Source organism: Marinobacter nanhaiticus D15-8W, from assembly GCF_036511935.1.
GTDB classification, from domain to species: domain Bacteria; phylum Pseudomonadota; class Gammaproteobacteria; order Pseudomonadales; family Oleiphilaceae; genus Marinobacter_A; species Marinobacter_A nanhaiticus.
On sequence record NZ_AP028878.1, the window covers coordinates 4,569,537 to 4,583,866 of the forward strand.

The following is a 14,330-nucleotide window of genomic DNA, read 5'->3' on the forward strand; positions in this document are numbered from 1 at the left end:
TTGTGTTGGCTCACTCACATACGACACAAGGTCCCCTAATGAAAACAGTAATGATCACCGGCTGCTCCTCCGGCTTCGGTCTGGCAATCGCCCGTCACTTCCTCCGCCACAACTGGAAGGTCATCGCCACTATGCGGGTCCCGCGAGAGGACGTACTGCCCCAATCCGATCACCTGCGGGTCATGGCTCTCGACGTTACGGACCCGAGCAGCATTCGCCGGGCTCTGGAAATGGCAGGCCCTATCGACATTCTCGTCAACAATGCGGGCATCGGCGCAGCCTGTCCCTTCGAGCTCACCTCACTGGAGCAGTCACGTGCGCTCTTCGAGACCAACACGTTTGGAACCATCGCGATGACACAGGCCGTACTGCCTCAGTTCCGCGAACGCCGAGCCGGTGTCATCATCAATATCAGCTCGAGCGTCACGCTGGCAGCGTTGCCGTTGGTCTCGGTGTACAGTGCGAGCAAGGCGGCCGTAAATGCCCTCACACGATCAATGGCGGTGGAGCTTGCGCCGTTCGGCATACGGACGCACCTGGTATTGCCGGGTCGGTCGCCAGAGACGCAGTTTGGTGCCAATGCGCATTTCGCGGGAATGGATCATGAAGCCTACGCGGACTTCGCACAGCATACACTCGCCGGCATGAGGGAAGCCTCGGGACCGGTGACTTATGCCACCAACGTCGCCGAAGCGGTCTGGCTTGCGGCAACCGACCCATCGTCACAGCTTGAGATTCCCGCCGGCGAGGATGCGATTATGATGGCTGACGCGGGTTAAAAACGCGAAGCCCGGGGTCAGGTCTTGCGAAGCCCGGGGTCAGGTCTTGCGTTTTGCCCCTGCCACACAGATAGCAAAAGGCAAGACCTGACCCTGTTATTTTATGTTCAGATAGCAAAAGGCAAGACCTGACCCTGTTATTTTATGTTGACCAGTCCGCAGCCGCCAATCCCCTACCCCGCAGGCACTAGCGCCAGCCTCGTCGCTGCGCTAAGCACAGAAAACCGGGCCCCATTAGCCAGCCGGCATCAAGGCTGTCGACAAACTTGGCCCTGTTTCTGTTAGCAAAGTTATCGCACTTTCCGAGCTTGGCTTTCCAAGCGTGCGTAGTCCTATGCGGGAGCATGAAAAACCGGGTCAGATCGAACTAGTTTTCACACCTCTAGTCGAAGTGCACAAGTTCGGGTAGACGCAGGGAACCGACCGAGGCGTGTATATTAGTCCGGTGGCGGGCTAAGCCGCTGCCTGGAAGTATCACCGGCAGGAGCGAGAGAAAAAACCATGGATCCCTCTATCCCTAGAACAGGAACCCATATGCCGCAGTGGGTGGTGCATTACGCGAACGCCTGTGGGCAGCTGGATGGCTGGACCGAACGCGTAAGTGAAGCCATATCGGAAGCGCGTTATCGCGCGGAGCAGGTATTGGCTCCAATTAGCCTGGATGTGGTAGTCCAGGTCTGGCCTGGGCAGGTCATCGATTGCATGGGCTTCGTGGGATATGCGCCAACGGGCACCATGATGCAGCTCACGCTCGACCCCGGTAACGCTAACTTCGATAGCAACATGGGCGAACCGTTCGAACGCATGGTGGCACATGAACTCCACCATGTAATGCGCTGGCGAGGTCCGGGATACGGGCAAACCTTAGGTGAGGCCTTGGTATCCGAGGGATTGGCGGGCCATTTTTGCAGACTTCTCTATGGCTCAGCGCCTGAACCATGGGAATCGGCCTTAAGCGGGAACGAACTGATCGATTGTGCAATGCGGGCGAAAGAACGGTGGTCCGAGCACGCCTACCGGCACGGGGAATGGTTCTTTGGCCAAGGCCCTCTCCCACGTTGGGCCGGCTATAGCCTTGGGTACGCCCTCGTCGAGCGGCACCTAAAGCAACATACAGGAGAAGATGCGGCATCCCTGGTGCATGAGCCCGCTGCAAGTTTTTACGTCCATTTACCGGATTGACTTGTCGGGGGCAGTTGCTGAGCGGCGAGAGCTATTTTGAAACGGCCAGCAGAGAATCAAGAACTCGGAACACATTAACGTTGATCCGGTCACAGGCAGAGTTATTCTAGGTCTATGCGATAGCCAGACAGAGGAAGGCACGTCTTATAACGCAACGTGGGACGTTAAACCTTCTTCTGGAAACGAAGAAGCTACGGATTTGATTTGAAACCGGAACGATCAAATGAAGTACAAGAAGGACTGGACCAAGGTTTCATACCCAACCACAAAGACTGAAAGAATGGAGGCTTTCTTTTCCGGTTATGGGTTTTCGCCCCACAGACATGACACGTACGCCCTGGGAATTACCCTCCATGGTGTGCATAGTTTTAGCTACCAGAAATCCATGCGTCATAGCATGCCGGGCAATGCGGTCATCATACATCCAGATGAATTGCACGACGGAGAAGCCGGCACTGACGAGGGATTTCACTACAAGATCCTCTACATTCCACCAGAGCTCATTCAGCAAATACTGGGTGGCAAGCCGCTACCGTTTATCCCGGGTGGAATATCCTCCGATCAGCGCATCGTCTCCGCTATATCCAATATGCTGACCAACCTTGAGTGTCAGTTGGACAGCCTGGAAGAGGATGATGGCATCTTCGATATCGCGCAGGCTCTCAACGATGTAGCCGGGAACAAGAAACAACGTAAAAAACTCAACTACAAAGCCGCCGAAACCGCTCGACAGTTCTTGCTGGACGCCTCAAACGAGGTGGTTACCATGGATCGTCTGGAACAAATCTCCGAAACAGATCGCTGGAGTCTCTCCCGGGACTTCCGTGCCTTGTTTGGAACAAGTCCCTATCGCTATCTGACCCTCCGGCGCCTGGATAGAGCCAAGAATTTGATCAATGCGGGAATGACGTTGGCGGACGTCGCCGCCGCCTGCGGGTTTACCGATCAGAGTCACATGACGCGCCATTTCTCTAAAGCTTATGGGCTGCCCCCCGGAAAGTGGGTGGATCTCATGCTTCGCAACTAGCCCCAAACCTGCACGATCATACAAGACCCCCTTCTGCCTCCATCAATAAAATGACTCGGGACTCCGGAAAAGAGCCCGAGTGTATTGTTGCTCACCCGGTTGAATCTAGAAGAGTCATGACGAGGCTTTCTGTCTTTTCAATGAGGCGAAGGCTCCCTACTCAAAAGCACTCTATAAGGACGTGTTATGAAAGTTGACAGCAAAATCAAGCCGGTTGCTGGAACCGTTGGCGGAACTGTCGGAGGGACCGTTGGTGGCACTGTTGGCGGGACTGTTGGCGGCACGGTCGGTGGAACCGTGGGCGGTACAGTCGGCGGGACCGTTGGCGGCACACTCGGTCTGGAAGGTGTGCAGTTAGCCACTCGTTTGACCAAGTAGCTTGCCCGGCCACCCCAAAAGGGTGGCCGTTGATACACCGAAAGAACGAGGGCTGCTTTGTGATAGGTGCGGTAGAAAAAAGAACGTTCACTTTATCGAAAGACATTATCCAACAGCGGGTTGGGACGCGAACAGCAACCTACCACCGCCTTTTGGGTGGCCTGTTCTTCCTGGATGATGCTGGCCAAGAGGTTCTGCAAACCTTCAAGCAGGATAGGGATGTGCCGGACTCTGTTTTGCAGGGCCAGGCTAAAGATCGAAAAGAAGAGCTGATCCAGCAATTTATTGCGAGGCGCGTATTGGTAGAAAGCCCGACGCCAGGAGTACAGCGCTCAACGCCGGAAATAGAGAAAAAAGTAAATATCATCCAGCTCGTTTTGGCCAACGCCTGCAACTTTGGCTGCACGTACTGCTTTGAAGGCGTCCAGGGCAAAGAGATGTCGGTTGAGGACGAGTTCAATAAGGTCGAAGAGTCTCGAATCATCGCGAAGGACAGTATCAAGGTAAACATCGAAGACTCGATGTATGCCTCCAAAGAGCGATTCGAACACCAGTACAGCCCCCAGAATCGTTCAATGAAACCGGAAGACGGTATTGCTTACGTGAGATCGGCTTTAAAAGTTGCGCGTTCGGAAGGTGTCCGCGAGGTCATGATCCAGTTTTTTGGGGGTGAACCCTTGCTGAACTGGCGCACCATCAATGCGGTTTTGGAGCATTTCGGCCGCGGTGAAAAGGACGACATGGTCATCCACTACTCGACGGTAACCAATGGTTCCTTGATCACCGATGAGGTCGCCAAGACTTTCGGCTACTACGAAGTAGCCGTCTGCGTCAGCGTGGACTCGCCGAATAGCCCTAGCCGCCCGCTTAAAAATGGCGATGACAGCATGCCAGTCGTCATGAAAGGACTAAGAAAACTCCAGCAACACAACAATAGGGTTGCCCTTAATGCGGCGCTGACGTCAGCCACATGGGACGACTTTAACGAGGGAATAGTCGATTTGGCCGTTGAGGTTGGCGCCAAGGAAATTGGCGTCGTCGTGGACTTCGATCCCACGTTTTATTCCGAGTACGGTGCTGGAAATATCGTCGATCGACTATGGCAGGTCGTGCAGTACGGTCGTGAGAAAGGCGTGGTTTTGACGGGCTATTGGCACCAGATATTCCAGGTCATGCTGGGCTTCGACACGGTCAGTCACCGCGGGTTCAAAAACTGCTCTGCCAAGGGGGCTCAGTTCAGCATCGAGCCCAACGGGTCCGTCTTCTCCTGTAAGGCAGGTTCGACCTTGCTGGGAGACATCCGCGACGAAACCAAAATCCTCAACGAAGAACCCTACCTGGAACATGCGAAGTTACGAAGGGAGAATCCAGCGTTCTGCAACGGCTGTGAAATTGAAGGGTTCTGCGGTGGACTTTGCCTGGGTCCTCTTGAAAAGAAGTTCGGTTCAGTAGAGGCGGTAGAAGAATCGGCCTGTGATTTCTACCGAGGCATCACCCGAAAGCACATCGAAGCGATACAGCCATACGAAGTGGCCACTTTTGATCTCGACCCCACCACATGAAGGATAACGATATGAACGCTAGCGCCGAACGAATCTCCTTCGAAAGCAGTGCCAACAAGGACTACCTGGACAACGGATACTGCGTGATCGATATGCCCGAAATGCCCCAGAGCCTCTTGAATTCATTCGACTATATGCCACGAGACACACACAGCCCGGGCAGGCTCCGGGAGATCCGCTTGACCCAATACATCGGCTATTGGGAAGAAGGCGAGTGGTTTTTCGCCACGCTCCCACCGAGAAAGTATGTGCAATCTGCCGACTATATAAGGCTGGCTGAGGCCGGTGGCGTACCCAGGCATCGCGAACAGATTATCGGCGATCCAACACCGCTGATTGCAGCGGTATTGGATCAGTTGCCCGTTCAGCTTGATGACATGTTCCAGATCAACGTCAACCAGATCCGGGTCATCGCGAACAAGGACTACAAGGGCATTACGGTACCGGAGGGCCCCCATAGAGATGGCCATGAGTTCAGCGTTATCGCCGTAGCAAAGCGGCACAACGTTCGCGGAGGAGAGACCCAGGTTATCGATCCAAAAACCCGGGAAATTCTATTCCGGACCACCTTGGCTGAAAACCAGGCCATCCTGATTGATGACGAACGTTACATCCACTACGCAACGAACATCGAGCCCGAGGAAGGCGATATGGGTTACCGGGATATATGGGTGATCGAAATCAACCGCTGGCACAACCGGGCATACGGACCTGCCCATGAACGGGCGTCCCTGGCCTGACCTATGAGCGACTCTCCAGCTTTTGAAATAGCGGCAGATCAAGAACGAGGAAAGGTGTCGTCTATCAGGCGGCCTTTCCTCAGGGTTCTCCCGTCTGCTATAGCGATTATCCCTGTGAGCATGCTTTTCGGTGTGCTGGCGCACCGGGCAGACTGGAGCATGCTCGAAATTCTGGCCGCCGGATTCCTGGGCTTCACAGGTAGCGGCCAGTTCGCGTTGCTGCCTTTGGCAGAGGTCAATGCCAGCTTCCTGACAATGCTGGTTATCTGCGCGTCTATAAATAGTCGTTACTTTCCAATTGCGTTCACGACAACAAGAAGGTTGCCGAAGACGATTTTCCCAAGAATGTTTGCTTCACACATGCTTGGTGATGAAGCGTACGCAACCGAGAGAAACGATGATACCGCCAAAGACACCTTCATCATCCGGCTCACCATATTCTCATTCTGGATAATAGCGGGTGTGATAGGCGCCCTGGTTGCTAAAGCCATTCCCAGCGCTTGGCTAAGTACCGATATACACCTGGGATTCCCGGCAAGCGTTGTGCTCGTGTACCTTTCGGTCTCTCAAATAAAGGTGCGAATAACCGATATTTATCATGCGAAGTCGGCGATGGTGGTTACCTGCTTCTTATTGGCGGCCACCTTTTACTGGCTTTTAGGCCCCACCTATTTCTGGATTCCAAGCGTCGCCGTGACCGCCGTCGTATTGGACAAATGGAAAAAGCATGAATGAAGGTATAATTGGCGCCATTGCGGCCCTTTTCTTTACGAGCCTACTGGTCCGGGTACTTCCGGTCGTCTATGACTTCCAGTTTCCCGAAAGCCTCGTGAAATGGATGGAAACCATCCTTCCTTCTGCTGTTTTCCTGAACTTCATTACCTATATTTTTTTACAGGAAGCGCAGATCTCGCTGTTGGCTACAACGGCGGCGCTAGGCGTCACAGCTATCCTCGCCTATTTAAGTATTGGCGGACTCTTTATGGGCGTTCTGGGAGGCTGTCTGACTTACTACTTGTTGACGACCTTTTGATTGTTGAGAGCCTGTTGAGAGCCTTGAGGGTCAGATCGAATTAATTTTGATCAGCCAAGGTCGCTCAAGGAATCGTCCGCGCTTTTTAGGGGTTCGCGCAATTTCCGGGGCTAGGACTTTTCGGAGCAGCACTTTTCGGGTTAGTTCAGTTCCGATTTATTTTTTGCTGTGAGACGATCAGCTGAATGACAGTGAAAGTGAAAACCCGCATCCTCTTGCAGTCGAAACGGCTGAATATCTACCTCGTTCGCTACCCCGAGGGTCATCGTGTGCGGCGCCATCTGGACATGGTGTCGGAAGGCTGCCTATATAAGCTCAACTGCGTTCTGGTAAAACCCAAAGTCGGTGGCGAATTTATCTGTGACAAGAACCTGTTCAATCTGGCCAACCGGCTGATTCTGTTTCGACCGGATCTGCACCAGCACGAGGTCTCGCGGATTGAACAGGGTAGCCGCTGGTTGCTGAGTTTCGCTTTCAACCGTTCCGCCCGCGAGTGTCTCTGACACCTCGGGAAAAGCGAACGATAAACTCCAAAAACCTTGATTCTCTTTGTCCTCTCGAACCCTGAAGATGGGGCTATCACAACCAAGAGGCCATGCAGATGAAAACAACTCAAAAGCATTTGATCTCGTTTGGACAGCGGCCCACCGAACTGACACTCATGCCGGACTTTCGCGTTGTGTGGTGCGAATACCTGGTGGGCGCCAGCGGCATTTATCTATGGCTGGAACAGTCGCCGATCGACCCCGACCATGCCATTACAGGGCATTTCCTCGTCGCCCGCCCGGGACAGAGCGTGCCCGACGACTACGGCTACGTCGATTCAGCGGTGGATCCTTATGGCTGCCGCGCCCACCTGGTTTTCCAGCTGCCCCTCGAAGAAAATGTAGAACCCGCCAGCCCACGGTATCCCGTGTTCAGTGAAACGCCTTTGGGCCGCATTCCGAAGCCTGGCCCTCTTATGGCCATGCCCGGCATGATGAACCGACCACAAACGGGGTAAAGGAAAGCTTGTGGTCGGCAAGAACGAGGCTCTACTGCAGGGCACCCTCCACAAATTCGGCCAAATCCCGGTTGAACCGCTCAGCCTCTTCAATGAAAGGGGCATGCCCCGAGTTGTCATAAAGCAGCGTGCCCACTTCGGGATTGATCGCCTTTGCGCGCTCGATCGTCTCGCTGACCTTCACGAGCGCATCCTTTTTGCCGTAGAGCATGAGGATCGGTTTCGTCGCTTTGCCCAACCCCGCCAAAGGAACACTTATGGATTGAACGTTCTCTTGCATGACCCACGAAGCCAGCGCAGCGTTGGCGAACAGTAGCTGGAAGGTTTCGTCGTCCGGCTGTTGGTGGAAACACAGGCGTAGGAAGTCACGAACCGTCTGCAAATGAGTCTCCAGGTCCGGTGAAACCAGATCCCGGTATATGTCCGGATGCGCAGCGATCTGGTCCGGCTTGAGCTCAACGACACCGTCCACATAGATCGCCCCGCCGATATCGCCGTCGCCATAGAAATCAAGGTAATTGGAAATCACTGCACCACCCAAGGACCAACCGACGAGAATAGCGTCGTGGACGTCACTGGCAGCGATGACCCGCGCAAGATCGTCGGCCCAACGGCGGCCGTCCCGATAGGCTTCGCCATTGCTCGGCTTTCCCGAGAGGCCATGGCCCCGCAGGTCGTAGGTGATCAGCCGATACTTTTGCAGGAGCGGACTCTCGACCTGGGGCAACCAATTGAGATGGCTCCCCAGGTAGCCGTGGATAAAAACGATAGCCGGGCCGTCGTGAGCGCCCGATTCCTGGACGGCGATAGAGACACCATCACTGGAAGTCACCTCATAATTTCGGGTGTCGGCGTTGGACATCATGGGAACCACCACCATCAAGGCGGCTAACAGAAAGGTTTGTAGCGAACGGTAGCTTGGAAAAATCGACATCAACGACTCCTCTAGGTGAATGAAGGGAGCCAGCGTAAACTGTGACATTGATGTCAGGGTCAACCGGTAAAACGCTTGGACAGAGGAAGAAAGTGGACAAGTTACCTATGAGAATCGGTCGGCTCGCCAGGGAGACGGGTGCAAGCATCCGATCAATCCGCCACTACGATGCTCGCGGTCTGTTAAGTTCGTCGCGGACAGACAACGGCTACCGTGTATTCCCTGAGATAGCAGTCACCCAGGTTCGTCAAATTCGCAGGCTGCTGGACAACGGGTTCAATCTGGAGCAAATCGCCACTTTTCCTGAGTGCATGCGCCTCAAGGAGGGCGCGACGTTCTGCCCGGAAACCATTGCAGTACAGCATGAGCGGTTGGCGGAGGTGGAGAGACGCATTGCCGATCTGCAGGCCATTCATGCACAGCTAACGCGTTCTATCGCAGATAGCGAGCGGATCTCTGAGAAATGATGAGGGTTTTCGAAACGGCCTGGGGTGAGCACGCCGGCGTTACCTTGTTTTGAGACGTTTCCGCCAACCGAATCCTATGAAAACCTCGCGTGGGCACACGCCAAGAGTATCCGTCGGAGTTAGGGCGCACCTGTTATCCCGTTCTTGCCGAGCGATCACCGCTGGTCCACGATGGGAGATTCCTTACCTAGCCGGAGACCTGCATGGATACGAATGCACCCGTCGTTATGATCAGTGGCGCAAACCGCGGTATGGGCGCCGTCTTCGCTGAAACATTGCACGCTGCTGGCTGGCGGATCAGCCTCGGTTGTCGCACGGCTCCCGCTTCGCCGCCCGATGACGATCACTGCCGTGTCTTTCACTACGACGCACTGGATGACGACAGCGGCCGCGCCTGGGTCGAATCAACTATCTCTGCCTTTGGCCGGATCGATGCCGTGGTCAATAACGCGGGCATTCTCAGTCGTTCGTCCGTGCTCGAAGCCGGCGGTGATGAATTCGATCGCATCATGGCGGTGAACGCCAAGGCGCCGATGCTGCTGACCCAGCACGCCTGGCCGTACCTCATCGAAGCGCCCCAGGGCAAGGTGGTTACAATCACGTCGCTGTCCGGCAAGCGCGTCAAATCCGCGGCTTCCGGGCTCTACGCCATGAGCAAGTTCGCCGCCCAGGCATTTGTTCATGGCCTGCGCCACTGCAGTGCCGATACGCGAGTACGTGCCACGGCCATCTGCCCGGGCCCGGTCGCGACCGATATGGCCATCGAAGGCGGACTGGATGGCGACCATATTACCCGCCCCGAGGAGGTCGCGCGGGTCGTCAGGCTGATACTGGAGCTACCGCCCAGCGCCGCGATTGCGGAAGTGCCCATTCACTGGGAAGTGGAAAGTACGGTCTGATAGCCGCCTGAGGTGTGGGGGCAGATTGCATTTATCTGAAACGATGCAAATCCGATGGTCGGGGTCTCCGATAGCTCGCCTCAGTGCGTTTCTCGCTATGCTTCAGCATGCACTTGCGCGAAATAATCCGCCATCAGCTTCGCTGACCACGAACGCGCCCTCCACCCTTCGTAGTAGGCGCAGTGACTGCCGTCGGCCGTCGTAACCAGGATCAGGTTCGGCATGTCGCCCATTTTTGCCCGATAGGGCGCGAGATTGTCGATCTGGCAGACCGGATCGTCCTCGGCGTTTAGCACCATAAATGGCGTTTCAATCCGCTCGAAAAGCCGCATCGGGTTGCTGGCGTCGTCGTAATCCGCATAACTGGCATGCCCGGCAAGCTCATAACCCAGCCGGTAGAAATCGGCCAGGCTTTCGACGCCCTGCAGCTGCTGTATGGTGGAAAGGTGGCCGATCACATCAAGGTTCGGCAGGACGAATTTCTTGACCAGTTTTTTGCCCATCATGCGGCTATAGAAGGGATGGGCGAGATCGAAGGCTTTATCGGTATCATAGCCTGGGCAATAGGCGAAGGCCGCACGGAATACGGCATCGCCGCCCTCCTCCCCCAGGTAGCGGGTGATCAGTCCTGACCCGGCCGATGAGCCGACGCCGTAGAGCGGCGATTCCGGGAGGTGCTCACGAATGACCTGCAGCTGCTCACGCAAGTCGTCCGTCGAGCCCAATATATTGAAGCGCGGTGTGGCAAGCTGCAGATTCCCATGACCGCGGCGCAGGCAAAGCACTACCCGCCAACCGGTTGCGGCGCGCAGATCAGCGACCAATTCCGCCATGCTTTCGGGGCTGCCAGTGAGCGTATGCATCACCACAATCGTGGGCGTGACGGCAGGCGTGGCATAGCCACTCCAATACAGCGCGGTGATGCCACCATCGGCCATCGTCAATCGATCGATGCGGTCGTACAGGACATCTGATTTCCGCCATGTCTTTCGCAGGCCATGGAAGACCAACTGCGCATGGGTGTTGGACAACCACGGCGTAGGCTTGAATGGCTGTTGCAGTTGCGACAGGCGGGCGATGAGTTGTTGGTTCTTCGGCGTGGGCTTGAATAGCACGTGCGGCCGTCTATCGGACAGCAGGCGCTGGGTCACCGGGTGACGCAAGGCCTCGGAGTTACTCATATCGGGCACCTTATGCTGGGAGGTTCGGCGTGCGGCAAACGTACCCCATGGCGCCCGCCAGAGCGTATAGTCCAAGCAGTAACCGCACTATCCCTTCTGGGGCAAAGGGTTCCAATCACGCGGGCGTGGGCACCCTTCCCATTTCAGGGGCCGCTTAGCCAGCGGCCATTTGCGCTGAACCTTAGGGCCGTCAGTGCCGAGACGGCTAACTACGGGAGCAGATTGCATTAATTATTGTCAGCCCGCAATCGGCAACCCTTAACGCATAGACGAGGGCTCCGTTTGGCGCCAACAAATACACCAAGCGGCCTCAGCCTTTTCGGTCGGGACCGCTTGGACTTGCATAGACGAAGAGGCAACCACGGCAGTTCCTAATGTATACACCCTACCCTGGGTGCCTCGAATATCCCACAGGACCGCCGCCTAGAATCCCTCGAGCACGATCTTACCTACCGTGCGCCCTGACTCGATTTCCGCGTGTGCCTTCTTGAGGTTATCCGCATTAATGGTGCCGAGGTGCTTGCCCGCGGTCGTACGGATAAAGCCCTGATCAACCAGTTCCGCCACCCGCTCCAGCAATTCGTGCTGGGCCTGCATGTCGCGAGCCTGGTGCATCGAACGGGCAAACATGAATTCGATATGCACCGACAGGCTCTTGGGCTTCACCTTCATGATGTCCACGGAAGCGGGATCATCGATAAAGGCGATCCGACCGAACGGGACCACGATATCGACATAGTTTTCAAAGTACGTGTCGGTGGCGTTGAGGCTGGCCACGTGGGTCACAGCGTCGATCGTGCCGGCCTCGACGAGGGCGTCGATCTGCGGTTTAAGGGGCTGACTGTGGTCCACGACGTGATCCGCCCCCAGTTCCTGTACCCAATTGCGGGACGCCTCACGCGACGCGGTGGCAATGACCGTCGCGCCGGTCAGGGTCTTGGCAAGCTGGATCAGGATCGATCCCACGCCGCCGGCCGCACCCACGACCAGGAGAACCTCGCCCGACGTTGACGAAGAACCGGGTGCCTGTTGAGCCAGTTCCAGGTGTTCGAACAACAGCTCCCAGGCGGTAATGGTGGTCAGCGGCAGGGCTGCGGCGTCGGCATCCGAGAGGCTCTTCGGCTTGTGGCCGACAATACGCTCATCAACGAGCTGGTACTCAGCATTACAGCCCGGGCGGGTCACGTCGCCGGCGTAATACACCTTGTCGCCCGGTTTGAACCCGGTCACTTCGGGTCCGGTGGCGACAACCTCGCCAACGGCATCCCAGCCGATAACCTTGTACTGCCCGTCTTCAGCGGGTGCTTTCTTGCGGATCTTGCAATCCACCGGGTTAACGGCAATTGCACTCACCTTAACCAGCAAATCCCGGCCTTCGGCTACCGGCTGGGGCAATTCAATGTCCATCAGCGCTTCGGTTTCGGTAATGGGAAGTGCGCGGGTATAGCCAATCGCTTTCATCGGAAGACCTCCTGTTGGGTCGTGGACGTTCATGGAATCGATGGCTGTCAGTGTGGCGGTGGATTAGACTTCCAAAAACAGCCTAATCATCGAAACATTTTCAAAAAATATTGGACAATATGACCCTCGAAGACTTGCAGGTTGTACTCAAGGTAGCGGAGTTCCGCGGCATCACGGCAGCGGCCACCAGCCTGGACATGCAGACATCCACCGCCAGCGCAGCCGTCAAGCGGGTGGAAAAAGCGCTGGGCATCGAGCTTTTCGTGCGTTCGACGCGACAGCTTCGTCTGTCTGGCGCGGGGGAAAAGTTTCTGCCGCAGTGCGAGCAGGCGCTCCAGATGCTGGAGCAGGCACGTCAGAATATCCGCGACGATCATGAGGCTGTGGAGGGCGAGCTGCGCCTGTCGGTCTCGTCCGACCTGGGTCGGAATCGGGTCATGCCCTGGCTGGACGAGATCATGGCGGAGCACCCCGACCTCAGCCTGCGCGTGAATATTAGCGACAGCAATATCGACTTCTATCGGGATTCAGTGGATATGGCGCTGCGTTATGGCTCACCGGACGATGCGAACCTGTTCGGGTTCAAGATCTGCGATGTCTACGGGGTACTATGCGCGACGCAAGCCTACCTGGACCAACACGGCACACCCAGGCATCCGCATGATCTGGGCGCTCACAACGGGCTTTTCTATCAGCTCCAGAATATCCCTCACGATGTGTGGACGTTCACCCACGGCGACCAGCACTTCAAGGTCAGGATGCGGGGCAACCGCTCGTCCAACGACGGCGACCTGGTGCGCCGCTGGTGCGTTGCGGGTTTGGGCATCGCGGTCAAATCATGTCTCGACATTTCAGAGGACCTGCTGGCCGGACGGGTTATCAGCGTGATGCCGGAATACAGGACGCGCATGACGGAACTCTGGTTGATCTGCCCCAGCCGCCAATCGATCACCCCAGCCATGCGTCTGCTCCGAGACCGCCTGAGGGAGAAATGTGTCGGGATACTGGACGAGTTGGCACAGCACGGACATATCAACGGCCAGGGGTGACGGGTATCGGAGGCTGACTACGTGTTCTTCAGATCAGGTCAGTTCTGATTAACGCGAAGCCAGTCACGCCCCGGCCGTCAACTCCCGGATTTTGGTTCGACTTTATTGATCGTACCTTGGGCAACGGCGACAGTGCGTTCGCCACCCTCTCCCAACACGAAAACGCTGCACTGGCAGACCGCCTGGTTTTTGCCCGATGACAGGACAGTGGCTCTTGCCACAAGCTTCTCGCCAATCGCCGGTCGGAGGTAATTGATCTTGTATTCGGACGTCACCGAATCGCCCAAGACCGAGCCGCCAGCATAGGTCAGTGCATTGTCGGCGAGGTAACTGACGACGCCACCATGGACAAATCCGTGTTGCTGTTTTAACTCTTCCCTCACCTGGAGCGTCAGAACGGCGTTGCCAGGTTCGAACACATCCAGCTCGGTGCCGAGCAACGCGCTGAAAGGCTGGTTCTTCAGTATCGTCTTCCCGAACTCCAATAAATCACTCATCGATCGATTTCCCCATAGATGCTTATCTTCAACCACAAACCGGTTCCGTTTTTTTCACAAACCTGACTCATAAAAGGGAAATGGTAAGCCAAAGGGAGACCAATCAAAGAGGCGCAGGTCTCGGCTTTTCGAAGCTCG

Annotated in this window: 17 protein-coding genes; 13 read left to right on the forward strand and 4 right to left on the reverse strand. The window is 56.0% G+C overall.

Going from position 1 to position 14,330, the window contains the following annotated elements:
• The first annotated feature begins 38 nt into the window (after positions 1-38).
• From RE428_RS20455 to RE428_RS20500, 10 genes are all read left to right on the forward strand, one after another.
• Positions 39-779 (forward strand): SDR family oxidoreductase, encoded by a 741-nt coding sequence (locus RE428_RS20455; protein ID WP_040882418.1) that lies wholly within the window; start codon positions 39-41, stop codon positions 777-779.
• 534 nt (positions 780-1,313) lie between these two features.
• Entirely contained in the window at positions 1,314-1,961 is a 648-nt protein-coding gene (locus RE428_RS20460; RefSeq protein WP_004580313.1) for a DUF2268 domain-containing putative Zn-dependent protease, read from the forward strand.
• A gap of 223 nt (positions 1,962-2,184) precedes the next feature.
• Positions 2,185-2,988: a helix-turn-helix domain-containing protein gene (locus RE428_RS20465; protein ID WP_004580312.1), complete on the forward strand. Its 804-nt coding sequence runs from the start codon at positions 2,185-2,187 to the stop codon at positions 2,986-2,988.
• 186 nt (positions 2,989-3,174) lie between these two features.
• Positions 3,175-3,366, forward strand: a complete 192-nt coding sequence (locus RE428_RS20470) for a hypothetical protein (protein WP_040882417.1) — start codon at positions 3,175-3,177, stop codon at positions 3,364-3,366.
• Positions 3,367-3,425: 59 nt separating this feature from the next.
• Positions 3,426-4,928 carry a radical SAM/SPASM domain-containing protein gene (locus RE428_RS20475; protein ID WP_169334058.1) on the forward strand — a complete coding sequence of 501 codons (1,503 nt, stop codon included), beginning with the start codon at positions 3,426-3,428 and terminating at the stop codon, positions 4,926-4,928.
• Positions 4,929-4,939: 11 nt separating this feature from the next.
• Complete coding sequence (locus tag RE428_RS20480) at positions 4,940-5,668, forward strand: 2OG-Fe dioxygenase family protein (protein ID WP_004580310.1); 729 nt, start codon at positions 4,940-4,942, stop codon at positions 5,666-5,668.
• Between the two features lie 3 nt (positions 5,669-5,671).
• On the forward strand, positions 5,672-6,403 hold the full coding sequence (locus RE428_RS20485; protein WP_004580309.1) for an AzlC family ABC transporter permease: 732 nt from the start codon (positions 5,672-5,674) through the stop codon (positions 6,401-6,403).
• On the forward strand, positions 6,396-6,701 hold the full coding sequence (locus RE428_RS20490; RefSeq protein ID WP_004580308.1) for an AzlD domain-containing protein: 306 nt from the start codon (positions 6,396-6,398) through the stop codon (positions 6,699-6,701). The genes RE428_RS20485 and RE428_RS20490 overlap by 8 nt, the downstream gene beginning before the upstream one ends.
• A 185-nt stretch (positions 6,702-6,886) precedes the next feature.
• Positions 6,887-7,204: a 2OG-Fe(II) oxygenase gene (locus RE428_RS20495; RefSeq protein ID WP_004580307.1), complete on the forward strand. Its 318-nt coding sequence runs from the start codon at positions 6,887-6,889 to the stop codon at positions 7,202-7,204.
• 98 nt (positions 7,205-7,302) lie between these two features.
• A complete protein-coding gene (locus RE428_RS20500) occupies positions 7,303-7,704 on the forward strand; it encodes a DUF7352 domain-containing protein (protein WP_004580306.1) in 402 nt (133 codons plus the stop codon).
• A 31-nt stretch (positions 7,705-7,735) separates the two neighbouring features.
• Here RE428_RS20500 and RE428_RS20505 read toward each other — a convergent pair whose 3' ends face one another.
• Entirely contained in the window at positions 7,736-8,638 is a 903-nt protein-coding gene (locus RE428_RS20505) for an alpha/beta fold hydrolase (RefSeq protein ID WP_004580305.1), read from the reverse strand.
• Positions 8,639-8,745: 107 nt separating this feature from the next.
• Here RE428_RS20505 and RE428_RS20510 point away from each other — a divergent pair, with 107 nt between their 5' ends.
• Together RE428_RS20510 and RE428_RS20515 are read left to right on the forward strand one after the other, a co-directional pair.
• Complete coding sequence (locus RE428_RS20510) at positions 8,746-9,105, forward strand: MerR family transcriptional regulator (RefSeq protein ID WP_040883136.1); 360 nt, start codon at positions 8,746-8,748, stop codon at positions 9,103-9,105.
• A 203-nt stretch (positions 9,106-9,308) separates the two neighbouring features.
• Entirely contained in the window at positions 9,309-10,004 is a 696-nt protein-coding gene (locus RE428_RS20515) for an SDR family NAD(P)-dependent oxidoreductase (protein ID WP_004580303.1), read from the forward strand.
• A gap of 95 nt (positions 10,005-10,099) precedes the next feature.
• Here the strand turns inward: RE428_RS20515 and RE428_RS20520 are convergent, their stop codons facing one another.
• Complete coding sequence (locus tag RE428_RS20520; RefSeq protein WP_004580302.1) at positions 10,100-11,185, reverse strand: YheT family hydrolase; 1,086 nt, start codon at positions 11,183-11,185, stop codon at positions 10,100-10,102.
• 423 nt (positions 11,186-11,608) lie between these two features.
• Positions 11,609-12,646: a zinc-binding alcohol dehydrogenase family protein gene (locus RE428_RS20525; protein ID WP_004580301.1), complete on the reverse strand. Its 1,038-nt coding sequence runs from the start codon at positions 12,644-12,646 to the stop codon at positions 11,609-11,611.
• 119 nt (positions 12,647-12,765) lie between these two features.
• Here RE428_RS20525 and RE428_RS20530 point away from each other — a divergent pair, with 119 nt between their 5' ends.
• Positions 12,766-13,695, forward strand: coding sequence for a LysR family transcriptional regulator (locus RE428_RS20530; RefSeq protein WP_004580300.1), 930 nt, complete (start codon positions 12,766-12,768; stop codon positions 13,693-13,695).
• Positions 13,696-13,772: 77 nt separating this feature from the next.
• On the opposite strand, the gene RE428_RS20535 is transcribed toward RE428_RS20530, so the two are convergent.
• Positions 13,773-14,192 carry a PaaI family thioesterase gene (locus tag RE428_RS20535; RefSeq protein WP_004580299.1) on the reverse strand — a complete coding sequence of 140 codons (420 nt, stop codon included), beginning with the start codon at positions 14,190-14,192 and terminating at the stop codon, positions 13,773-13,775.
• Positions 14,193-14,330: the final 138 nt, after the last annotated feature.